At 45.2% G+C, this 23283-nt stretch carries 15 protein-coding genes and 1 pseudogene; 13 read left to right on the forward strand and 3 right to left on the reverse strand.

Going from position 1 to position 23283, the window contains the following annotated elements:
* Positions 1-10: 10 nt before the first annotated feature.
* Positions 11-1093: an efflux RND transporter periplasmic adaptor subunit gene (locus VEJY3_RS12795; RefSeq protein ID WP_014232902.1), complete on the reverse strand. Its 1083-nt coding sequence runs from the start codon at positions 1091-1093 to the stop codon at positions 11-13.
* A gap of 206 nt (positions 1094-1299) precedes the next feature.
* Entirely contained in the window at positions 1300-1641 is a 342-nt protein-coding gene (erpA, locus tag VEJY3_RS12800; RefSeq protein WP_014232903.1) for an iron-sulfur cluster insertion protein ErpA, read from the reverse strand.
* A 242-nt stretch (positions 1642-1883) separates the two neighbouring features.
* Between erpA and hemL the strand changes: the two genes are divergently transcribed.
* The 3 genes from hemL to rsmC all read left to right on the forward strand — a co-directional run bounded on the left by hemL (position 1884) and on the right by rsmC (position 5706).
* The gene (gene hemL, locus VEJY3_RS12805; protein ID WP_014232904.1) at positions 1884-3179 is read left to right on the forward strand and encodes a glutamate-1-semialdehyde 2,1-aminomutase; all 1296 of its coding nucleotides are present in this window, start codon (positions 1884-1886) and stop codon (positions 3177-3179) included.
* Between the two features lie 339 nt (positions 3180-3518).
* The gene (locus tag VEJY3_RS12810; RefSeq protein WP_014232906.1) at positions 3519-4604 is read left to right on the forward strand and encodes an AI-2E family transporter; all 1086 of its coding nucleotides are present in this window, start codon (positions 3519-3521) and stop codon (positions 4602-4604) included.
* A 76-nt stretch (positions 4605-4680) separates the two neighbouring features.
* Positions 4681-5706, forward strand: a complete 1026-nt coding sequence (rsmC, locus tag VEJY3_RS12815) for a 16S rRNA (guanine(1207)-N(2))-methyltransferase RsmC (protein ID WP_014232907.1) — start codon at positions 4681-4683, stop codon at positions 5704-5706.
* On the opposite strand, the gene VEJY3_RS24835 is transcribed toward rsmC, so the two are convergent.
* Entirely contained in the window at positions 5680-5934 is a 255-nt protein-coding gene (locus tag VEJY3_RS24835; RefSeq protein WP_231113027.1) for a hypothetical protein, read from the reverse strand. The two genes, rsmC and VEJY3_RS24835, sit on opposite strands and share 27 nt — an antisense overlap.
* Here VEJY3_RS24835 and VEJY3_RS12820 point away from each other — a divergent pair.
* The 10 genes and pseudogenes from VEJY3_RS12820 to VEJY3_RS12865 all read left to right on the forward strand — a co-directional run bounded on the left by VEJY3_RS12820 (position 5933) and on the right by VEJY3_RS12865 (position 23193).
* Complete coding sequence (locus VEJY3_RS12820) at positions 5933-9319, forward strand: response regulator (protein WP_014232908.1); 3387 nt, start codon at positions 5933-5935, stop codon at positions 9317-9319. The two genes, VEJY3_RS24835 and VEJY3_RS12820, sit on opposite strands and share 2 nt — an antisense overlap.
* Positions 9320-10194: 875 nt before the next feature.
* Positions 10195-11877 carry an ABC transporter substrate-binding protein gene (locus VEJY3_RS12825; protein WP_014232909.1) on the forward strand — a complete coding sequence of 561 codons (1683 nt, stop codon included), beginning with the start codon at positions 10195-10197 and terminating at the stop codon, positions 11875-11877.
* Positions 11878-12048: 171 nt separating this feature from the next.
* Positions 12049-13035, forward strand: a complete 987-nt coding sequence (locus VEJY3_RS12830) for an ABC transporter permease (RefSeq protein WP_014232910.1) — start codon at positions 12049-12051, stop codon at positions 13033-13035.
* 2 nt (positions 13036-13037) lie between these two features.
* Positions 13038-14063: an ABC transporter permease gene (locus VEJY3_RS12835; RefSeq protein ID WP_014232911.1), complete on the forward strand. Its 1026-nt coding sequence runs from the start codon at positions 13038-13040 to the stop codon at positions 14061-14063.
* A gap of 2 nt (positions 14064-14065) precedes the next feature.
* Positions 14066-15049, forward strand: coding sequence for an ABC transporter ATP-binding protein (locus tag VEJY3_RS12840; protein ID WP_014232912.1), 984 nt, complete (start codon positions 14066-14068; stop codon positions 15047-15049).
* 48 nt (positions 15050-15097) lie between these two features.
* Positions 15098-16093, forward strand: coding sequence for an ABC transporter ATP-binding protein (locus tag VEJY3_RS12845; RefSeq protein WP_014232913.1), 996 nt, complete (start codon positions 15098-15100; stop codon positions 16091-16093).
* Between the two features lie 63 nt (positions 16094-16156).
* Positions 16157-17878, forward strand: a complete 1722-nt coding sequence (locus VEJY3_RS12850) for a glycoside hydrolase family 9 protein (protein ID WP_014232914.1) — start codon at positions 16157-16159, stop codon at positions 17876-17878.
* 4 nt (positions 17879-17882) lie between these two features.
* Entirely contained in the window at positions 17883-18779 is an 897-nt protein-coding gene (locus VEJY3_RS12855; RefSeq protein WP_014232915.1) for an N-acetylglucosamine kinase, read from the forward strand.
* Positions 18780-18781: 2 nt separating this feature from the next.
* A pseudogene (locus tag VEJY3_RS12860) lies at positions 18782-20701 on the forward strand (beta-N-acetylhexosaminidase).
* An 83-nt stretch (positions 20702-20784) separates the two neighbouring features.
* Entirely contained in the window at positions 20785-23193 is a 2409-nt protein-coding gene (locus VEJY3_RS12865; protein WP_014232917.1) for a GH36-type glycosyl hydrolase domain-containing protein, read from the forward strand.
* Positions 23194-23283: the final 90 nt, after the last annotated feature.

Consider the following 23283-nt stretch of genomic DNA (forward strand, 5'->3'; position numbering starts at 1 on the left):
TCAACCCCACTTACAATTCTTGCTTAACGGCAATCACGTCATCACCGTCACGTACAAAACCCTGACCTGTGGTGATAATGTCGACTCTATCCCCCAGCCCTGTCAGCCAAACACCATCTTGTTCGGCTTTAACCAATTGAATGGGGATAAATTTTACTTTTTTATTTTCTAGTACTTTGACACCTAAAATACCGGCTTCATCAAGTGCCAGCATCGCTGGAGTTAACTTGATCGCTAATTGTTGTTTGAGGTTTAAATCAACCTCGGTGCTTATCCCTGCAGGAATCAACTGTTGAGGATTTGGTAGTCGGATTTCAATTGGGAAGGTGTTAGTCGCTGGTGAGGACACCCGTGAAACATAACTCACCGTGCCTTCAACCGTGTCACCAGAAATAAACTTAACTTTTGCAGGCTGATTTAATGACAAGTCCTGAATATGGCGCTCACTGACGTCCGCCTCAATCACCAAGTGAGTGAGATCTATAATCGTCGCAACCGGATCGCCAACACCGACAAAATCACCCACTTCGATAAATAGATGATCGAGAATACCGCTAAACGGTGCGATTACATTGGTATTTCTCAACGCAATCTTAGCGTTAGTGACTTGCGCTCGAGCCTCTACTAAAGAAGCTTCTGCATTACTGAATGCGACCTCCCCTTGTAGTCCTTTATTTTTTAAAGATTTTGCCGCGTTGAACTCCTTTTCACGGACTTTGAGTAGTGCATGCGCGCGCTCCAATTGGATATCGAGATCGCCTTTATCAATTTGCGCTATCACTTGTCCTTGCTTAACCGACTCCCCTTTTTCAACCTTAAGCGCAATGATCTTACCGGCAATCTCCGCACCTAAATTAGCTTGTCTGTCTGGTGCGGTACGGCCGTACAACTCGATCGTTTTATAGGTATTTTGTGCGGTAAATGTTTGGTAGGAGACTTTTGCCAGAGGAATATCTTGCGATGCACGCTGTGGTGACACATCGTCGGCTTGAAGTGAACCAAGTCCTAACCAAGCTGACATTACTAAAATAATGAGCAACGACACGATATAAGGTCGTTTAGCGAAAAATCGCGTAAAGGGGAAGCTAGCCATAATAATCTCTTGCAATAAGTAATGTTGCGAGAATTAATTCAATATACAAATCAATCTTAGTCGAATAATTTATGATACGAATTAACCTTCTAAAAAGAAAATAATAGCGGCTTGGATTCTTAACTACGTCGCAATTTCAGGAAATTCATCAATACATAAAACAAAGGCTGCAAAAATGCAGCCTTATGAATAACTTATACGGGATATTAAACGCTAAATGATGCACCACAACCACAAGTGGTCGTTGCATTCGGGTTATTTACGAAGAAGCGTGCTCCCTCTAACCCCTCAGTGTAATCCACGATGCCGCCAATAAGATATTGCAAGCTCATTGGGTCAACAACCAGTGTTACACCACTATTTACGATGGTTGTATCACCATCATTTACGTTCTCATCGAAAGTAAAACCGTATTGGAAACCGCTACAGCCACCACCAGTGATGTATACGCGCAGTTTCAATGCTGGGTTTTCTTCTTCTGCAATCAGCGCTTTAACGCGAGATGCTGCAGCATCGGAAAAAGATAATGGTACGTTTACTTCGCTCACGAAAAACCTCTCTCACTCGTGTAATGCGTCGAGCCTGAAGCAAGACGTCAAATTTGTGCTTATTGGATACGATTATCTAATACCTGACCAACTCGTTCAAGTATTCACCGCCGATTCTTTATATCGGATAGTTAAAATTACATTGCGAAACAACACATAAATTAAGCAAAACGTTTCTAAGTTGATTATAGCTAGGTACAATGCGCACCACTTGGTCCGAGCAATCAAAAGAGGATAACCCCATGACCAAATCATCAGAACTGTATGACAAAGCCCAGAAAACCATTCCAGGCGGTGTAAACTCACCTGTTCGTGCATTCAACGGCGTAGGCGGTTCTCCGCTATTTATCGAACGAGCAGACGGTGCTCTGATTTTTGATGCCGATGGTAAGGCGTATATTGATTACGTCGGTTCTTGGGGGCCAATGATCCTTGGTCACAACCACGCTGTAATTCGTGAAGCCGTGATCGACGCTGCACAACGCGGCCTTAGCTTTGGTGCGCCTACAGAGCTAGAAATTTCAATGGCAGAACTGGTTTCTGAACTTGTACCGTCAATGGAACAACTCCGTATGGTTAGCTCTGGTACCGAAGCAACCATGAGTGCGATTCGCCTTGCTCGTGGTTTCACTGGCCGCGACAAGATCATGAAATTCGAAGGTTGTTACCATGGTCACGCTGATAGCTTGCTAGTAAAAGCAGGCTCTGGCGCGTTGACTCTAGGCCAACCAAGCTCTCCGGGTGTTCCAGCAGATTTTGCTAAACATACACTAACTGCAACATTCAACGATCTGGATTCAGTTCGCGAGCTATTTGCTGCAAACAAAGGTGAAATTGCTTGTATCATCGTTGAGCCTGTAGCTGGCAACATGAACTGTATTCCGCCAGTAGAAGGCTTCCATGAAGGACTGCGTGAAATCTGTGATCAAGAAGGTGCTCTACTGATTTTTGATGAAGTAATGACAGGCTTCCGTGTTGCACTTGGCGGCGCTCAGGCACACTACAACATCAAACCAGACCTAACAACATTAGGTAAAGTGATCGGTGGCGGTATGCCAGTTGGTGCTTTCGGTGGTCGTAAAGAAGTAATGCAATATGTCGCACCAACAGGTCCTGTATATCAAGCAGGTACTCTATCTGGTAACCCAGTAGCGATGGCAGCAGGTTTTGCTTGTTTGAGTCTTCTAAAAGAAGAAGGCAATGAAAAACGTCTGGCTTCAAAAACGAAGCAGCTAGCAGATGGCTTTAAATCTCTGGCGGAAAAACATGGTATTCCGTTGGTGGTAAACCAAGTGGGTGGCATGTTCGGCTTCTTCTTCACCGATCAAGATAGCGTAACTTGCTACGAAGACGTGACAAAGTGCGACGTTGAACGCTTTAAACGATTCTTCCACCTTATGCTTGATCACGGCGTTTACCTTGCACCTTCAGCATTTGAAGCAAGCTTTACATCTCTCGCTCACGGTTCAAAAGAAATCGATGCCACACTAGAAGCAGCAGACCGCTGTTTTGCAACGCTGGCTGCTGAAGCACAATAATTCAGCAAAGGCAGTAACGACAAATCTCAAAAGGACCTTCATGGTCCTTTTTTACTGCCAATTCAAAATAACTAAGACAACGAGTATACCAACCACAATACCTAACCACGGAGTGCGGCTGGTTTTTTTCTCATTTTGACACGACTTGTCACCATTACAACAACCCATTTTACATCTCCTGATTGATAACCGACTGATTTGTCGTCATTATAACAAGGTATGCTACTAGGCTCTAATTGCACGGTATTATAAGACCGCGAGCACATACCGTAATAAAGGTTCACAGCCCGCGTTATAAGCTAGAAACCGTAAATATCATCCGTAATTTGGACTTATCTTATGCCAAACAATGTGAAAATCACGTCGAGTCATCGCGTTCTAATGGTCGCTCTGCTCGCCGCTGCTTTTGCTTGCTACTTATTAGTCGAACCTTACATCAACTCGATCGTAATGGCATTCATCATTTCATTACTCATGTTCCCTATACACGAATGGTTTGAGCAAAAGATACCAAAGCATAGGAACATGGCTTCTTTACTCTCTTGTGTGGTTCTGACCTTTATTATTGTGATTCCGCTTCTGTTTGTTTTTGCTGCTATCGTTCAGCAAGGCTCATTATTTTCACAAAATACTTATAAGTGGGTAACGAATGGCGGAATTCAGGATATTTTCCAGCACCCTTTAGTTGTCAAGGCTTTAGCGTTGGTGAATGAGTACTTACCATTCGATAAAGTAGAGCCAAAAGCCATTGCGGAAAAAATTGCCCAGTTCGCCACATCATTTGGTTCAAACTTAGTCACCATCAGCGCAAAAATACTTGGTGATGCGACAAACTTCTTAATGGACTTCTTCCTTATGCTGTTTGTCCTGTTCTTTTTGTTGCGCGATCACGACAAAATAATATCCGCCATTCGGCATATACTTCCCCTCTCACGTAGTCAGGAAGACAAAATTCTGACCGAAATTGAGCAGGTATCAAAGTCAGCAGTAATGGGATCATTTCTTACCGCAATAGCACAAGGTATGGCTGGTGGGATTGGCATGTGGCTCGCCGGTTTCCCGGGACTATTCTGGGGTACTATGATGGGCTTTGCCTCGTTCATTCCAGTTGTAGGTACCGCTTTAATCTGGATACCAGCGGCGGGGTACCTTTTCCTAACAGGTGATACTACTTGGGCTATCTTCCTAACGGCGTGGAGTGTGGTTATTGTTGGCTCAATTGATAATTTATTGCGCCCACTGCTGATGCAAGGCAGTTCTGGCATGAACACCTTAATGATTTTCTTCTCACTATTGGGTGGTCTGCAATTGTTTGGACTCATCGGCCTGATTTATGGCCCACTGATTTTTGCCATCACTATGGTGCTATTTAATATCTATGAAGAGGAATTTAAAGACTTCCTCAACGATCAAGACAACAGCTAGTTACTCGTTAATGACTTCAAGCTTGGGCCAGATTGTGAGAAAATCTGGCCCTAATTATTTCTGACGAACAAAATTTATGTCTGCTTATATCGCTCCAAGTCAAATAGCGCAACGCCAGCTGGAATACTTCAATGGAAAGCATGTTTTAGTCGCCGGTGAAGTTGAAGACCTATTCCCTCTTGAGCTGGCCTCCTACTGTGAGTCTGTTGAAGTTTTTACTTCTAACTACAGCTATTACCGTCAAATTCGTACATCTGACAAGATCAAAAGCCACTTTGGTTCAGAGTATAACGTCGATACCCAAGCAGACATGGTGTTACTTTACTGGCCCAAAGCTAAAGCAGAAGCCGAATACTTACTGGCAATGCTCATGGCGAAACTTGGTGTCGATACTGAAATCGTGGTCGTTGGAGAAACCCGCTCTGGTGTAAAAAGTATCGAAAAAATGTTCAAAGACTACGGCCCAATCAACAAATACGATTCCGCCCGTCGCTGCTCTTTTTACTGGGGTCAATGCGTAAACGAACCAGCGCCATTTAATCAGATCGACTGGTTTAAGTCCTACACTATCAGCTTAGGCAACCAATCACTGCTAGTGAAAAGCCTACCTGGGGTATTCAGCCATGGTGAATTCGACTTAGGTAGCCAGCTGTTATTGGAAACCTTACCGCCATTGTCCGGTAAAGTTCTCGATTTTGGTTGCGGTGCTGGCGTGCTTGGCGCATTTATGGCGAAAGCCAACCCTGAAATAGAAATTGAAATGTGCGATATCAACGCCTATGCAATTACCTCCAGCCAAGCAACACTGCAAGCTAATGAATTAGAAGGTAAAGTGTTTGCTTCTGACATTTATTCAGATACGGCAAACGACTACCGATTTATCATCAGTAATCCGCCTTTTCATAGTGGCCTCGATACAAATTACAATGCTGCAGAAAGCTTACTTGGTGATGCGCCACGATACCTTCAAAGACAAGGGGAAATGATTATCGTGGCAAACAGTTTCTTGAAGTATCCGCCAATTATTGAAAGCGCTTTCAATAATTGCGAGACGCTAAATAAGACGAAAAAATTCTCAATTTATTACGCTAAAAAGTCTTAACTCTCCTCCGCGCAGGCGACAACCTGCGCGATTTTCCGCTAAAAACTCATCAAACATAAAAAAACTGCGTGACTCTGCACGCTTTGCAATCAACTTTCTTGTCAAAGAAAAAAAACTCGTTAATTTTGTTATTTCTATCGAATTTAACGTCTTATCCGTTTTTAACGAGAACCTTGGTAGCAATAAGTAAACTTTTTGCTGCCCTTTATGAGTTGCAATCTTATCCATGTTCAAATTCTACAAAAAACAGAAGTTTAAGCGTCTACAAAGTACGCTGATGACTGCGTTTCTTGTCCTCAGCCTTACGCCTCTAACCATTACCGCGCTTTTTTTCCTGCAGTCACACAGTCAAGATCTGCAAGAACAGAGCACGTCGCACCTGCTGTCTGTACGAGATACCAAACAGCAGCAAATTATTGACTATTTTGAAGCACGCGAAACCGAAGTAATGGGCTTTGTCCGTTCGGAGTTAGCTTATGCCAGCGGTGGACGCTTTTATGGTTTAGTCAATGCGTTCAGTCGCTTAGGAAACGACATTGAAGAGTCACGTCAAAATGCACAGCAACGTTATATTGAAGGCAGTGGCGATCAGACAAAAACGTCAATCTTGCCGGAGTCATCTAACTTTGTCGGGAGCGAGCGTTATCGCCTGTTACACAAGCGCTATCATTGGGCTTATTCAGAACTTCTAAAACGCTCTGACTTCAATGACATACTTTTAGTCGATATCAACGGTAACGTTACTTACTCAATCAAAAAAGACGACAATTACGGCACTAATCTTCTCACTGGCCGCTATAAAGATGCTGCGCTAGGTAGAGCGTTTCAGCGCTTGGCCAATGATGTCAGCGAGCGCCGTAAAGTAAACGAAGACTACACTCCAATCCTTATCTCTGACTTTGAACTTGAAAATGGCAAGCAAGTCGCGTGGCTTGGCGCTCCTATCGTTCAACAAGGATATCTCCATAGCTATGCCATGTTCCGATTGCCAAATAACGGCATCACAAAGCTAGTCGCAGACAAAAACCGCGAGTCATCGATTGAGACGCTATTAGTCGGAGGAGATCAACAACCTCGAACCATTAACACCAAGCTAGATGATATCCAAAACAGTATGGAGGTCATCACTCAGGCACTTTCAGGTCAAACGAGCGTAGGTACTTATACAAACGGGCTCGATGAAGCCATTATCGCCGCCTATGCGCCAGTTAAAACCCGTGGTGTTAATTGGGCGTTGGTCGTGCAGTTACCAGAAAAAGACGCCTTTTCTCGCATTCACCAGCTGGAAAAACTCTTCGTCATTGCGATGCTTACGGCGATCATACTGGTTGTAATTGCCTCGCACTATTTATCGAATTTCATCACCTCGCCACTGCTTAAATTAACCTGGGCGGCAGAGCGAGTATCAGCAGGCGATCTGGACGAAAACACATTTGATACCGTTAGAAAAGACGAAATTGGTCGCTTAGCCATCAGTTTTGAGCGCATGCAACGTTCCATTCGTGAAAAAATTCAGACGATCAAGAAGCAAAATGAAGAGCTGGAAAGCAACATCCGCTTAATTCAAAAACAAAATGACGAGCTGCAACTGGCAGACAAGCTAAAAGATGAGTTTCTGGCAACGACCTCTCATGAACTGCGTACGCCTTTGCACGGCATGGTCGGTATTGCAGAAACCTTGATATCCGGAGCCAACGGTACAATTCCGGCAAACCAGAAGTATCAGCTCGATATAATTATTAAAAGTGGCCAACGTTTGGCTAACCTGGTCGACGACTTACTGGATTACCATAAAATGCGATACGGTAGCATGGACATCCAGAAGTCGGCTGTTAACCTGGCAAGTTCAACCCGATTGGTGCTGGAATTGTCGAGTCATTTACTTGGAAACAAGACTATTCGAATCATCAATCAAGTACCTAATGATCTCAAAGCAGTCTCAGCGGACCCACAACGACTTGAACAGGTGCTTTACAATCTGATAGGAAACGCAATTAAGTACACCTCTGAAGGTAAGATCGTTATTTCTGCAGGAGTCGTAGACGATTTAGTTCGCGTTCAAGTGGTCGACACCGGACAAGGTATTCCTGCTGAGCACCTTGAGCACATCTTTGAGCCTTTAATTCAGGCAGGACAGGATGAAAGTCGCTATCGTCAAGGTGCGGGGTTAGGTTTATCAATTAGCCGCCAGTTGATTGAGCTAATGGGTGGCTCCTTATATGTCAGCAGCCAACCTATGGTAGGGACCACATTCAGCTTCACTCTGCCTCTCGCCAGTGAAGAAGAGATCCTAGCAACACAGACGCAGGCAACCTGTGGGCACTTCCAGGCTCCAGAAGTTAACCTTGAGAACACAGAAGACCTATCGCTACCAGAAAACCCAGATGGTCCGCTACTTTATGTAGCAGACGATGAACCAGTCAACCTACGAGTACTTGAAAGCTTTTTACGCTTAGAAGGCTATCGTGTAAGAACCGTTTCAGATGGCCCTGAAACACTTGCTCTTGTCGAGCAAGAAAAGCCGGAACTTCTGCTGCTCGATATCATGATGCCAGGAATGAGTGGCTATCAAGTATGTAATGAATTGCGTCAAACCTTTGATCATGCTGAGCTGCCAATCATTATGCTAACCGCCTTAAGTCAAACTGAGGACCGAGTTAGAGGCTTTGAAGCCGGAGCAAACGATTATTTGTCGAAGCCTTTTAACAAACAAGAGCTTGCAGCCAGAATTAGAGCTCATTTGACCGCAAGTAAAGCAGAGATGCGTCATATTGAGAATAAAGTACTTGAGTCGGAACTTCGTCAACGAGCTGAAGTAGAAGCGAGCTTGCTTGAAACTCAGGGGCGTCTGCTAGAGCAGCTTGAGTCCGCTCCTGAGGCGATTATTTGCTTGCGCGAAGATCAACGTGTTCGTTTTGCCAACGAAGCCGCATGTAAGCTGTTTAAACGTAGCTTAGAGCAAATTAAACGTTCGTCTGCCGATGAGCTGATTGCTCCAAAATTTCTGACCGTTAAGCAGCCACATTATTGCGGGAAAATTGATATTTATATCGAGGACATTCGCCAAAATATTGAAGCGGACATCCTTAAGCTTCCAGAAGGTTCCGGCCTAGACGTTATGTACATATTTAATGTCGGTGGAGGCGCAAATACAGCGCGCATTCACAACCTGGAAACGGCAGTGGAGGTACTTTCTCGCTATGCCTTTGACGGCGACAAAGAACAGCTACAGAAGCTTAAAGAGCTTGGAGGCGAATTCACTCGACTGGCAGACAAAGCATTAGGCAATAAAAAAGACAAACAGGAAGTTATGCGTGAAGTACTGGTCGAAGCGATGACACATGCTTTGGAATACTGGGAGTCTGTCACTGGAGAAAGTAAGTTTACCTTTGCCGAGCAAAGTGGTCTTTGGCGCGTTTACCTTGATAGAAGTACGCTACAAACCCGTACTCTAGATAAATACATGCGCATTGAAACCTTACCTAAAACTCCACGCTGGAGAACGGTTTTAAGCTCTATCGAGTTCATCCTTGAGCACTGTAAAGAACAAAGTCCGGAGCGTGCTTATATTGAAGCGCAGCGTGACAAGCTGCAAAGGTTACTTACCAGCTAGCGGTGTTATCTACTACCGCACTTCATTTGAACAGCCCCCAACAATTGAACACCAATTGTTGGGGGCTTTTTATATCTGGGCTACTTCTGTTCCGGCGTTCAATCGCTTATTTCTAAGTGAATATAAACCGGACTAAAAGGGCTTGCCACCTATCCCACCAGCAAAACCGTCATACCCTTCACCCAACAGAGTAAAGCTCAGTAGGCAGGGGCTCAATTTAGCTATTTCAGACGCTATTATCCAGACATGACCTCGGTGTTTTGGACCATATTCATATGGTCTTATTTCACAGTAATGATCATTACAACTCTCTTTATTTACTTAGTAAAAAAAGCATAATATTCACCAATACACAAAATGACAAAAGGTGAAAATTCCATCATTTAAAGCATAAGTTTATAAACTAATGACACAGATTGCGAAGTCAATCACAACAGAACGGCAGATTAAATTTCACCTTATGAATTAACATGAAAAGCGTGCGTGATCGAGATCTCCTAACGCACTTCATTAAATAAATGCCATTTATAATAAAGCGCAACAAGTAAGTAATCACTAACACGCATTACTATTAAGGATATAAACTGCGACGCATATCAAGGTTTGATTTTTAGCCAGATTTGGTTCAAAAGCAAACAAAGTAACGTTTATAACGTGATATCCACCTTTTTTGACGTTTTTAACGGGATGCGGGTTTGATTATTTTAAGGATAAGGTGTTTTCTTACTCCTGCCGAAGACCTACAGGCCACTCTACATGTGATGAAGGTGAAAGCTTAAGTTGCAATAACACTAGAGGTGGGTCATGGCGAGTGTTTATCAATTGATGACATTCAATTCCATATAGTGAAATGAAGCAAACAGTAAGGAACAGCTATGCTTGCCAATATTAAAAAAACAGCACTAGCAACAGCAATTATTGCTACAGCTACTACAGGTTTTGCATCGGTAGCAACTGCGGCTGAACGCAGTGAACTGACTATCCACCCTAAAGAGTTGACAACCTTTGTTCGTAACTTTAACCCTTTCTTGGGTGCAACCAACCTGCACACAACAACTGACTTTATTTACGAGCCTCTTGTTGTTTTCAACGAAATGCACGGTAACACTCCTGTATTTCGTTTAGCAGAAAACTTCCAAATGGCTGACGACCTGATGAGCGTGACTTTCGATATTCGTAAGGGCGTGAAGTGGTCTGATGGTCAGGCGTTTACTGCTGATGACGTGGTTTACTCTTTCAATCTGGTAAAAGAGAAACCTGAGCTAGACCAATCAGGCATCAACTCTTGGATCACTGGCGTAGAAAAAGTTAATGACTACCAAGTTAAATTCCGTCTAACAGAAGCAAACTCAAACGTTCCTTACGAAATTGTTAAAGTACCTGTAGTACCTGAGCACGTATGGAGCAAAGTGAAAGATCCATCAACATTCACAAATGAAAACCCTGTAGGTTCAGGTCCATTTACTGTCATTGATACTTTCACTCCTCAGCTTTACATCCAGTGTCAAAACCCGAACTACTGGGATGCGGATAACTTAGATGTTGACTGTTTACGCGTACCACAAATCGCGAACAACGACCAATTCCTAGGGAAAATCGTAAACAGTGAAATGGACTGGACTTCTTCTTTCGTACCAGACATCGACCGCACATACGCAGCAGCCAGCCCTAGCCACCACTACTGGTACCCGCCATCAGGTACGCAAGCGTTCGTGGTGAACTTCAAAAACCCAGATGCTGCGAAAAGCGAAGCACTGACCAACGTCGACTTCCGTCGTGCGTTCTCTATGGCACTTGACCGTCAAACTATCATTGATATCGCTTTCTACGGTGGTGGTACGGTGAATGACTTCGCTTCAGGTCTAGGCTACGCATTCGAAGCTTGGTCTGACGAAGCTACGCACAACAAATACAAAGGCTACAACACGTATAATGTTGAAGGTGCTAAAGAACTTCTAGCTAAAGCTGGCTTTAAAGATGTAAACAAAGATGGCTTTGTAGACACACCATCAGGTAAGTCTTTTGAGCTTCTAATTCAATCTCCAAATGGCTGGACAGACTTTAACAACACAGTACAACTGGCAGTTGAGCAGCTAGCAGAAGTTGGTATCAAAGCACGTGCTCGTACACCAGACTTCTCGGTGTACAACCAAGCAATGCTTGAAGGTACTTATGACGTAGCATACACAAACTACTTCCACGGTGCCGATCCACACTTGTACTGGGATAGCGGTTACAACTCAAAGCTACAGTCTGGCGACGGTATGCCTCGTTTCGCGATGCACTTCTACAAAAACGAAGAACTAGACAAACTACTTAACAGCTTCTACAAAACGGCTGATAAGCAAGAACAGCTAGAAATCGCGCACGGTATCCAAAAAATCATCGCAGAAGATCAAGTAACTATTCCTGTGTTGTCTGGCGCTTACATGTACCAATACAACACGAAGCGCTTCACTGGTTGGTGGAACGAAGAAAATCCTAAGGGCCGTCCAAACATTTGGGCTGGTATCCCAGAGCGTCTACTGCACGTACTGGACCTAAAACCAGTTAAATAAGTAGAAGTTCATTTCTAGCGGCATACACCTGTATGCCGCCTATAAAAAATCCCCTCATCACGGAACCAATTTATGGCGCTCGTCGTCAGGGGATTTCTCGCTCTAAATTTCGCTAGGAGCGACCTGTAACCAGAAACAGAAAAAAATATCTGGGTGAGTAAGGTGTAAGTTATGGGTTATTTTTTAAGACGTTTGTCGTTCTATCTTGTCGCGCTCTTAGTTGCAGCGACGTTAAACTTTATCATTCCTAGAGCAATGCCTGGTGACCCAGTTACCATGATGTTTGCCAACGCTTCAGTACAGGTTACGCCAGAACGAATCGCAGCTATGAAGGAGCTGATGGGATTTGTGGATGGCCCTATTTATATCCAGTACCTGTCATACATCAAAAACATTCTGAGCTGGGAACTAGGGACTTCAATTCAGTTCTACCCACTTTCAGTCAACTCTTTGCTTGGTAGTGCCTTTGGTTGGTCACTTTTCTTAGCCGGTACTGCAGTTGTACTTTCGTTTTCTATCGCATCAGTACTAGGTATTTTTGCGGCATGGAAACGTGGTAGCAAATACGATGCGTTCGTCACGCCAGGTACTCTTATTATTCAAGCTATTCCGCAAATGGTTATCGCAATGATAGCACTATTTACCTTTTCAATTGGCTTGAAGTGGTTCCCATCTGGTTACGCGTACACTCCGGGTACCATTCCGGATTGGACAAGCTGGGATTTCATTAAGAACGTCGGATACCACGCAATACTTCCTCTGTTCTGTGCGACCATCGTTCAAATTGGCGGCTTCCTCGTCAACATGCGTAATAACATGATTAACCTGTTAGCTGAAGACTACATCACAATGGCTAAAGGTAAGGGTCTTAGTGAAAACCGTGTGGTATTCAATTACGCAGCGCGTAACGCGTTACTTCCAAGTGTCACTGCACTTTCAATGTCTTTGGGTATGGCGATTGGTGGTCAGCTAATCATCGAAATGATCTTCAACTATCCAGGCTTAGGCACCGTCCTATTAAATGCGATCCACGCACGTGACTACCAAGTACTTCAAGGTCAGTTAATTATCATGACGATGTTCATGCTTTGCTTCAACCTGATGGCTGACATGCTGTACATGATTCTAGATCCTCGCTTACGTACCGGAGGCAAATAATCATGAAAGAACTCTTTAAACTTATTTTAGGTAACTCATTTGCACGTATTGGCCTTGCCATCGTTACCATCTTCATTTTTATCGCGGTGGCTGCGCCTCTCATTACCAAACATGCGCCAGACAAACGCACAGGCAACCCTCATGAATATCCGGGGTTTGTAGTAAAGCAGGCACAAAGTAATCCTGATGGCTGGGTTGCCCAAAATCTGGCAGATGACCGTCGAACACTGATCATGTCGAAAAAGGCTGACCATGTATTAGGCACCAGCCGTATGGGCCGCGATATCTGGTCACAAGTAGCTTACGGTGCTCGCGTATCACTAGGTGTGGGTTTCGGTGCCGGTATCATCGTGTGTTTCCTAGCGACGGTCATTGGTATCTCAGCAGGTTACTTCGGCGGTAAAGTGGATGACATTTTAAGTGCTGCCATGAACATCATGCTGGTTATTCCTCAGTATCCATTGCTGTTCGTACTTGCCGCATTTATCGGTGAAGCAGGTCCACTCACCATCGCCTTAATTATCGCAGGTACATCCTGGGCATGGGGCGCACGTGTTGTCCGTTCACAAACTATGGCTCTGCGTGAAAAAGAGTTCGTTAAAGCAGCAGAAGTTCTTGGCGAGTCTTCATTCCGAATCATCTTTGTTGAGATTTTGCCAAACCTAATTCCTATCGTAGGTGCAAGCTTTATCGGTTCAGTCATGCTGGCCATCAACACAGAAGCCGTTATCTCATTCTTGGGACTAGGCGATGCAAACACCATCAGCTGGGGCATCATGCTTTACAACGTTCAAACCTCTTCAGCAATGCTGATCGGCGCATGGTGGGAAGTATTAGCACCTTGTATTGCACTGACAGTACTGGTGACTGGCCTGGCTCTACTGAACTTTGCCGTTGATGAGATTGCTAACCCTCAACTTCGTTCTCATAAAGGTATGAAACGCTGGAAGAAGCTAGCAGCAAAAGACAAGAAAGAACGTGAGCCTGAATTGGCACCACAAAATGCACTATGGAGCGGAGATAAATAATCATGACTGCACCACTAATTTCTATCCGTAACCTATGCGTAGATTACATTACAGATGCGGGCGATGTCCGCGCCTGTAATAACGTCAGCTTTGACATTGCACCAGGCGAAGTTTTTGGTCTGGCGGGAGAATCTGGCTGTGGTAAATCAACCGTTGCTTTCTCGCTAATGCGTCTCCATAAGCCGCCAGCGTTCATCACTGGAGGGGAAGTTATCTTCAATGGTGAAGACATCCTTCAATACAGTGATAGCCGTATGCAATCATTCCGTTGGAGTGAGATGTCAATGGTATTCCAAAGCGCGATGAACGCCCTGAACCCTGTCCTAACCATGGAAGAACAGTTCTGCGATGTAATCATGCGTCATACCAACATGACTCGCGAGCAAGCCAAGAAACGCGCAGAAGGTTTACTGGAAATTGTCGATATTCACCCTAGCCGACTTAGTGACTACCCTCACCAGTTTTCTGGTGGCATGCGTCAGCGCTTGGTGATTGCGATCGCTTTGGCTCTGAATCCAAAAATGATCATCATGGATGAACCAACAACCGCTCTCGATGTTGTGGTTCAACGTGAAATATTGCAAAAAATTTATGCGCTTAAAGAAGAGTTTGGCTTCTCAATTCTGTTTATCACTCACGACTTATCGTTGATGGTTGAGTTTTCCGATCGCATCGGAATTATGTATTCAGGTGAACTTATTGAAGTCGCACCTTCAAAGCAAATTTTGGAAAGTCCTTACCACCCATACACAAAAGGTTTGGGTAGCTCTTTCCCTCCACTAACAGGTCCAAAGACCAAACTAACGGGTATCCCGGGAAACCCTTTGAACTTGCTTGAAATTCCGCAAGGCTGTCGTTTTCAGGCTCGCTGTGACCGTGTTCACGAAGCATGCACGAAAATACCGACTCAATTGCGTCAGATAGAGCCAAGTCGTTTCTCAAACTGCCATTTGTATGGCGAAACCATTGCTCAGGCTAAGGTTTAAGGTCCCGAAATCACGTTAGCTACGAACAAAATTACACTGGAGAGAATTATGAGCAAACAACTCGGCGAGTTGCTGATTGAGGGTAAAAATGTCGTTAAAGACTTCCCGCTAAATAGCAATTCTATCAAGCAGTCCAAGATGCGCGCGATCAACGACGTATCATTCAAAATGTATAAAAGCCGCGGCTTGTCTGTTGTAGGTGAATCTGGCTCAGGTAAATCTACAACCGCAAAAATGATCGCGAAAATGTACGCCCCTTCGGAAGGCATCATTGAATACAAAGGACGTGATATTCAAGATATTCAATCAAGACAAGATCTAATGTCTTACCGAGAAGGAGTGCAAATGGTCTGGCAAGACCCGTTTGGCTCACTAAACCCAACGCACAACATTTTCCACCATATTGCACGGCCACTGCTTATCCATAAAAAAGTGTCACCGGGCAACAAGAAAGAGCTGGAAGAACGCGTGTATGACTTGCTGGAACAAGTAGGCCTTATTCCGCCTAAAGAGACCGCGCAAAAGTTCCCTCACCAGCTTTCTGGTGGTCAGCGTCAGCGTGTAAACCTAGCGCGTAACATTGCAGTTGGTGCAGAAGTCGTATTAGCAGACGAACCTACGTCAATGCTGGACGTCTCGATTCGAGCAGGTGTTCTAAACCTGATGGAAGAGATGAAGTTCGAGAAACAAATGTCTCTGCTTTACATCACTCACGATATCGCAACGGCGCGCTACATCGCGGAAGATTTGGCAGTCATGTACGTCGGACACATGGTGGAATGGGGAGACACAGAGGAAATCATTCATGATCCTCAACACCCATACACTCAATTGTTGGTTTCTGCAGTACCCGATCCATCTAAATCCATTCACGAGAAACTGAAAGGAAACAAAGGAGAGATCCCTCTCTGGACTCCGGAGTCTGTCGGTTGCCCATTTGCGGGGCGCTGTGTACACGCAACAGATAAGTGTCGCCAACAACTACCAGGCGTTACCCAACTATCTGAAAACCACTTTGTCCGTTGTTACCTATTTGAGAACTAAGCATAACTAGGGCCAGAGAACACTGGCCCATTTCCAATTGTTTTTGTTTCGCGGAGACATTAAATGCTGCTACTGACTAACCAAATTGGTTATGAGCGTCTGGGGCCGAAAAAAGCGGTAATACAGACAGAACAATCACACTTGTCTTCTGATACTGCCACACTGGTCTGTGCCAAAAGCGAGCAAATCGTTGCTACCTTTTCGGTACAAGAGCAAGGGAAAGTAGCGAATTGGCATCAGGGGTATTTTTATCTTATCGATTTTTCGTCCTTTGAGATCCCAGGCCACTATTATCTTCGCTTTGATAACGACTGTTCTTCTCAGCTAGAAATTGCTGAACAACTTCTTTTGGATCGCACTCTGTCCGATGTGATCCACTACTTTAAATCTCAGCGTTGCGGTGGAATTTTCGATCATGCCGATCGTCAGGCTGCGCTATTAAATTCCGAACAGACAACCGATGTTCATGGCGGTTGGTACGATGCGTCTGGTGATGTAAGCAAATATCTAAGTCACCTTTCGTACGCAAACTACCTTAATCCTCAACAAACCCCTATGGTGGTTTGGAACATGCTAAAAGGATTTTCTTTATTTCAGGCTAACGACAATATCGCGGTCTTCACGCGCACACGTCTTATTGAAGAAGCGTTGTATGGTGCAGACTTCCTTGTTCGCATGCAAAACGAGAAAGGTTTCTTTTACATGACGGTATTTGATAAATGGAGCAAAGATACCGCCCAACGTGAGATCTGTGCGTTCGAAACGCAACTTGGTCACAAGTTCGATGATTATCAAGCTGGCTTCCGACAAGGTGGCGGAGTCGCGATAGCGGCGCTTGCTGCTGCATCGCGTTTAGCCGTTCATGGTGAGTTCAATCAACAGCAATATTTAAATACCGCAGAGAATGGCTACTGGCACCTAAAAGAGCATAACAAGCAATATCTCAATGATGGCGAAGAGAACATCATAGACGAGTACTGTGCCCTACTTGCCAGTGTTGAACTGTTCAAAACAACCAAAGAAAGCCGTTACTTGGACGAAAGCCGTCTGTGGGCTTCACGCCTGGCAGACCGCCAAATGAGTGATGATAAATTCAAGCATTTTTGGTCAGCCAATCAAGATGGTAGCCGCCCTTACTTCCATGCAGCGGAAGCTGGATTACCAGTGATTGCTCTTTGTGAATACCTATCTATCGAAGACGACTCCGAGTTGGCTGCGTCCATAAAACAGACGGTCAACCAGGCATGCGAATTTGAATTAGAGCTCACCAATCGTGTCACCAATCCATTTGGCTACCCTCGTCAATATGTCAAAGGCGTTGAAGAATCGAAACGTGATGCCTTCTTTGTTGCCCACAACAATGAATCTGGCTATTGGTGGCAAGGTGAGAATGCTCGCTTGGGTTCACTAGCATCAATGTCTTACCTCGCTCAGCCTTATATCGAATCACATGAGACACAACAACAGCTGATACGTCTTGGACAAGATGCGCTTAACTGGATCGTTGGCTTAAATCCATACGACATGTGCATGCTCGATGGCCATGGCCGAAACAACCCAGACTACCTTCCACAATATGGGTTCTTTAACGCTAAAGGCGGCATCTGTAATGGCATCACTGGTGGCTTTGAAGACGAGAATGACATCGCCTTTAACCCACCAGCACAAAAGGACGACATCCTACAAAACTGGCGTTGGGGAGAGCAATGGATCCCACATGGTGCGTGGTACTTACTCGCGATCATGAGCCAAGCTCACCACCTATCAGTAGACGTTAAGGAGTAATACCATGGCGTTCTATTTTGTCGGTATTGATGGTGGCGGTACTTCTTGCCGCGCTCGCATTAAAGACGTCCAGGGTAATTTTCTTGGTGAAGCAAAAACTGGCAGCGCCAACATCATGCTTGGTGCTGAAGTGGCGATGACTTCTATCATTGAGGCAATTTCGTTGGCAGCTAAGCAAGGCGGGTTATCTGAGCAAGACTTTTCGTCTATGCATGTTGGGTTAGCACTCGCAGGGGCTGAACACAAAGCTTCTTGGAATGCTTTTATGTCTCTCGCTCATCCTTTCGCCAGCATGACATTAAACACAGATGCCTACGGAGCTTGCATCGGCGCACATAACGGCCAAGACGGCGCGATCATGATTGCAGGAACTGGATCTTGCGGCATCTACCTCAAAGGATTGCAACAACATGTTGTCGGAGGCCGAGAGTTTCCGATTTCAGACCAAGGTAGTGGTGCTGTCATGGGGCTGCGCCTAATTCAGCAGGTTTTATTGGCAGAAGATGGTATCCGAGAGAAAACCCCGCTCTCCCAGCACGTCATGGCACACTTCAAAAATGACGTAGATAACGTGGTTGCTTGGTCAAAACAAGCATTACCTCGTGATTACGGGCAGTTTTCTCCAGCTATTTTCCAGCATGCACAACAAGGCGATACGCTCGCCATTGAAATGTTAAAACAAACCGCTGCAGATATAGAAACGTTTCTCATGGCACTTAACAAGCGTGGAGCGCCCCGTATTTGTTTAATGGGAAGCATTGCTGAACGCATTCTCCACTGGCTATCTCCGCCCGTTCAAAAGTGGATTGTAGAACCTCAATTTGATGCGATTGAAGGAGCCCTTATGTTTGCTGGCAAGCCTGAACATAACCTTTACTCGCTATCGGTAGAACAGGAGTAGATATGGAATATCGCGTTGACCTCGTCGTCCTATCTGAGCTAAAGCAAAATTGTCGCTTTGGACTAACTTTTCATAACTTAAGTGACCAAGATCTTCATGATTGGCACCTGACGTTTGCTTTTGATCGCTTCATTTTACCTGACAGCGTATCTAACGGTGTACTTAACCAAGTTGGGAGCTTCTGTACTCTCAAACCAGAAAGTATGGTACTGGCGGCTAATCACAATTTCTATTGTGAGTTCAGTATTGGTTCAAATCCATTTCGCTATTATTCAGACGGGCTAAATGAAGCTCTGGTTGATTTTGTCGTCAATGGTAATACCCAGCGAGCCGAGGTTGACGTAACACCTATCGTGCTGGCTTCGCCATACCGCGAGCGTAGTGACATTCCACCGAGTTTGATTCACGCTCAGCCTTTATTACCTAAGCCAAACCATATTGAAGTTCACGAGAGTTATTTTTCTCTTCACAACCGTGTTGGAATCAGTACTTACTCCGATTTAGCCAATTCAGCAAAAGATTGGTTGCTCGATGAACTAAAACGTATTCACCAGTTTGAGCTTACTGCGTCTAATAACAGTCAGGTTATCTTTAAAAGTAATCCAACTCTAGATAAAGGTGCGTATAGGCTCAAAGTGACCGAAGAATCGATAAAAATCGAGGCTGGTTCAAAGTCTGGATTCACCCATGCTAGTGCGACCCTGCTCCAACTTATCAGAAGAAATGGGGAAGATACTTCTATGGAAGTGGTCTGTTGCTCAATTAAAGACAGACCTCGTTTCAAATATCGCGGAATGATGCTCGATTGTGCACGACACTTCCATTCCGTAGAGCAAGTGAAACGTCTTATCAACCAACTGGCACACTACAAGTTTAATACCTTCCACTGGCATCTTACTGACGATGAAGGCTGGCGAATCGAGATTAAATCCCTGCCAGAGCTGACAAATATTGGGGCATGGCGCGGGTTAGATGAGTCCATTGAACCGCAATATACACATTTGTCTCAGCGTTATGGCGGGTTTTATACCCAAGAAGAAATAAAAGAAGTGGTTGCCTATGCGGCGCGGCGCAGTATTACCGTCATCCCTGAAATTGACGTACCAGGCCACTGTCGCGCCGCCATTAAATCACTACCTCACATGCTTGTAGAGGCAGAAGACACCACCGAATATCGCAGTATTCAGCACTACAACGATAACGTGATTAACCCAGCGCTACCGGGCAGTTACGAATTTATCGACAAAGTACTGGAAGAAGTTGTCGCTTTATTCCCTGCACCATATATCCACATTGGGGCCGATGAAGTACCACATGGTGTCTGGTCGCAAAGCCCAGCCTGTCAGGCGTTGATGGAGCAACAAGGCTATAGCGACTACAAAGAACTGCAAGGTCACTTCTTGCGTCATGCGGAAGACAAACTTCGCGGGCTTGGTAAACGAATGCTGGGATGGGAAGAAGCTCAGCATGGCAACAAGGTTAGTAAAGATACCGTTATCTACTCATGGCTAAGTGAAGAAGCGGCTCTCAATTGTGCTCGCCAAGGCTTCGATGTGGTGCTGCAACCCGCCCAAACCACCTACTTGGATATGACTCAAGACTACGCGCCAGAAGAACCTGGAGTGGATTGGGCAAACCCGATTCCACTGGAGACAGCGTATAGCTAGGAGCCGTTAGCACAAGTGGCAGACGACGATCCGGTTAGAAAACGTATTCGGGGCATTCAGGCTGCACTTTGGTGCGAAATCATCAATAACCAACCGCGTATGGACTACATGATATTTCCCCGCCTGACGGCATTAGCGGAAGCATGCTGGACCGATAAGCAGCACCGCAACTGGACTGATTACCTATCACGTTTGAAGGGACACCTTCCACTGCTCGATCTGCAGGGAGTGAATTACCGCCAACCGTGGAAGTAACGTAAACATACGCGACGACAGCGCGCTTTAAAGAATTTTAATTTTTGGCTGCTCAAGCAGCTTTGTAAAAAGGAACGACACAAATGAAATACGGCTATTTCGATAACGAAAATCGTGAATATGTCATTACCCGTCCAGATGTACCTGCTCCTTGGACTAACTATCTGGGTACTGAAAAGTTCTGTACGGTTATTTCACACAATGCAGGTGGCTACTCATTCTACAACTCACCAGAATACAACCGTGTAACCAAGTTCCGTCCCAATGCGACCTTTGATCGCCCGGGACACTATGTTTACCTGAGAGATGACGAAACGGGTGATTACTGGTCTATTTCTTGGCAACCTGTAGCAAAAAGCCTTGATGAAGCGAGCTACGAAGTTCGCCACGGTTTGTCATACTCTAAATTTAAGTGTGAATACAGCGGCATTACTGCAACGAAAACGCTATTCGTACCAAAAGGTGAAGATGCCGAAATTTGGGACGTGGTCATCAAGAACACCTCTGACAAACCACGCACCATCAGTGCTTTCTCATTTGTTGAGTTCTCTTTCAGTCACATTCAGTCAGACAATCAAAACCATCAAATGTCTTTGTATTCTGCAGGAACGGAATACAAACAAGGCGTTATTGAATACGACCTGTACTACAACACGAACGATGTTGAAGGCTTCTACTACTTAGCTTCTACATTTGATCCTGACTCTTACGACGGCCAGCGTGACAGCTTCCTGGGGCTATACCGTGACGAAGCAAACCCACTTGCGGTAGAACAAGGCAAGTGCTTTAACACCGCACAAACCTGTTACAACCACTGTGGTTCCCTGCATAAGCAATTTACTATCCAACCAGGTGAAGAAGTTCGCTTCGCTTACATCCTAGGTATCGGTAAAGGCAATGGTGAGCGTCTGCGCACTAAATACCAAGACCTAGCAGAAGTAGATAACGCGTTTGCTGGCATCAAAGCACACTGGGATGAGCGCTGTGGCAAATTCCAAGTAAAATCACCAAACGAAGGTCTGGATACCATGATCAACGCTTGGACGCTATACCAAGCAGAGACGTGTGTGGTTTGGTCTCGTTTTGCTTCTTTCATCGAAGTTGGCGGTCGTACGGGCCTTGGCTACCGTGATACGGCACAAGATGCGATTTCGGTGCCTCATGCAAACCCACAAATGACACGCAAACGCATTGTTGATCTTCTGCGTGGCCAAGTTAAAGCAGGTTACGGTCTACACCTGTTTGATCCTGATTGGTTCGATCCAGAGAAAGCGGATGTGAAACCATCTAAGTCACCAACTGTGGTTCCGACTCCGTCTGACGAAGACAAGATTCACGGCATTGAGGACACCTGTTCTGATGACCATCTATGGTTAGTGCCAACCATCTGTAAATATGTGATGGAAACAGGCGAGCACAGCTTCTTTGATGAAGTGATCCCTTACGCAGATGGCGGCGATGCATCGGTTTATGAGCACATGAAAGCAGCGTTAGACTTCTCTGCTGAATACGTGGGCCAGACAGGGATCTGTAAAGGACTACGCGCAGACTGGAACGACTGTCTCAACCTAGGTGGTGGTGAATCATCAATGGTGTCTTTCCTACACTTCTGGGCACTACAAGAATTCATCGACCTGGCAAAATTCCTAGGCAAAGACGCCGACGTTGAGAAATATACAGAGATGGCAGCCAACGTTCGCGAAGCATGTGAAACCCACCTTTGGGACGACGAAGGCGGTTGGTACATCCGTGGTCTAACGAAAAACGGTGACAAGATCGGTACTGCGCAGCAAAAAGAAGGCCGCGTACACCTTGAGTCAAACACACTAGCGGTTTTGTCTGGTGCGGTATCTCAAGAACGTGGCGAAAAGGCAATGGACGCGGTAGACGAGAACCTGTTCTCTGAATACGGCTTGCACCTGAACTCGCCATCATTCGCAACACCAAACGACGATATTGGATTCGTGACACGCGTATACCAAGGCGTGAAAGAAAACGGCGCTATTTTCTCACACCCAAACCCTTGGGCGTGGGTAGCAGAAGCGAAACTCGGTCGCGGTGACCGTGCAATGAAGTTCTACGATGCACTCAACCCATACAACCAAAACGACATCATCGAAAAACGCATTGCAGAACCTTACTCATACGTTCAGTTCATCATGGGACGCGATCATCAGGATCACGGTCGTGCTAACCACCCTTGGCTAACGGGTACCTCTGGCTGGGCTTATTTTGCGGTCACAAACTTCATTCTCGGTGTTCGTACTGGTTTTGATGGATTAACTATCGACCCATGCATTCCAACCAACTGGCCAGGTTTTGAAGTGACGCGCCAATGGCTTGGAGCGACGTACAACATTAAAGTGGTAAACCCTGACACGGTAAGCAAAGGCGTGAAGTCAATCACTCTGAACGGTGAAGCTGTGAATGGAACATCAGTACCAGTGCAACCTGAAGGCTCAGTAAACGAAGTGATCGTTACCCTAGGTTAATTCGCTTTGGGGAAACGTTCCCCTTTTAATTTTTCCGGTGTACTTGGCTCTTACTGGGTACACCGGTTCGCTAGCAAATAAATAAGGCAC

It is taken from the genome of Vibrio sp. EJY3 (assembly GCF_000241385.1).
In the GTDB taxonomy this organism is placed as follows: domain Bacteria; phylum Pseudomonadota; class Gammaproteobacteria; order Enterobacterales; family Vibrionaceae; genus Vibrio; species Vibrio natriegens.

Excerpts from the sequence above, each read along its gene's own strand:
- VEJY3_RS12795 (WP_014232902.1), bottom strand. The coding sequence starts at position 1,093 with ATGGCTAGCTTCCCCTTTACGCGATTTTTCGCTAAACGACCTTATATC.
- hemL (WP_014232904.1), top strand. The coding sequence starts at position 1,884 with ATGACCAAATCATCAGAACTGTATGACAAAGCCCAGAAAACCATTCCA.
- VEJY3_RS12810 (WP_014232906.1), top strand. The coding sequence starts at position 3,519 with ATGCCAAACAATGTGAAAATCACGTCGAGTCATCGCGTTCTAATGGTC.
- rsmC (WP_014232907.1), top strand. The coding sequence starts at position 4,681 with ATGTCTGCTTATATCGCTCCAAGTCAAATAGCGCAACGCCAGCTGGAA.
- VEJY3_RS12820 (WP_014232908.1), top strand. The coding sequence starts at position 5,933 with ATGTTCAAATTCTACAAAAAACAGAAGTTTAAGCGTCTACAAAGTACG.
- VEJY3_RS24835 (WP_231113027.1), bottom strand. The coding sequence starts at position 5,934 with ATGGATAAGATTGCAACTCATAAAGGGCAGCAAAAAGTTTACTTATTG.
- VEJY3_RS12825 (WP_014232909.1), top strand. The coding sequence starts at position 10,195 with ATGCTTGCCAATATTAAAAAAACAGCACTAGCAACAGCAATTATTGCT.
- VEJY3_RS12830 (WP_014232910.1), top strand. The coding sequence starts at position 12,049 with ATGGGTTATTTTTTAAGACGTTTGTCGTTCTATCTTGTCGCGCTCTTA.
- VEJY3_RS12835 (WP_014232911.1), top strand. The coding sequence starts at position 13,038 with ATGAAAGAACTCTTTAAACTTATTTTAGGTAACTCATTTGCACGTATT.
- VEJY3_RS12840 (WP_014232912.1), top strand. The coding sequence starts at position 14,066 with ATGACTGCACCACTAATTTCTATCCGTAACCTATGCGTAGATTACATT.
- VEJY3_RS12845 (WP_014232913.1), top strand. The coding sequence starts at position 15,098 with ATGAGCAAACAACTCGGCGAGTTGCTGATTGAGGGTAAAAATGTCGTT.
- VEJY3_RS12850 (WP_014232914.1), top strand. The coding sequence starts at position 16,157 with ATGCTGCTACTGACTAACCAAATTGGTTATGAGCGTCTGGGGCCGAAA.
- VEJY3_RS12855 (WP_014232915.1), top strand. The coding sequence starts at position 17,883 with ATGGCGTTCTATTTTGTCGGTATTGATGGTGGCGGTACTTCTTGCCGC.
- VEJY3_RS12865 (WP_014232917.1), top strand. The coding sequence starts at position 20,785 with ATGAAATACGGCTATTTCGATAACGAAAATCGTGAATATGTCATTACC.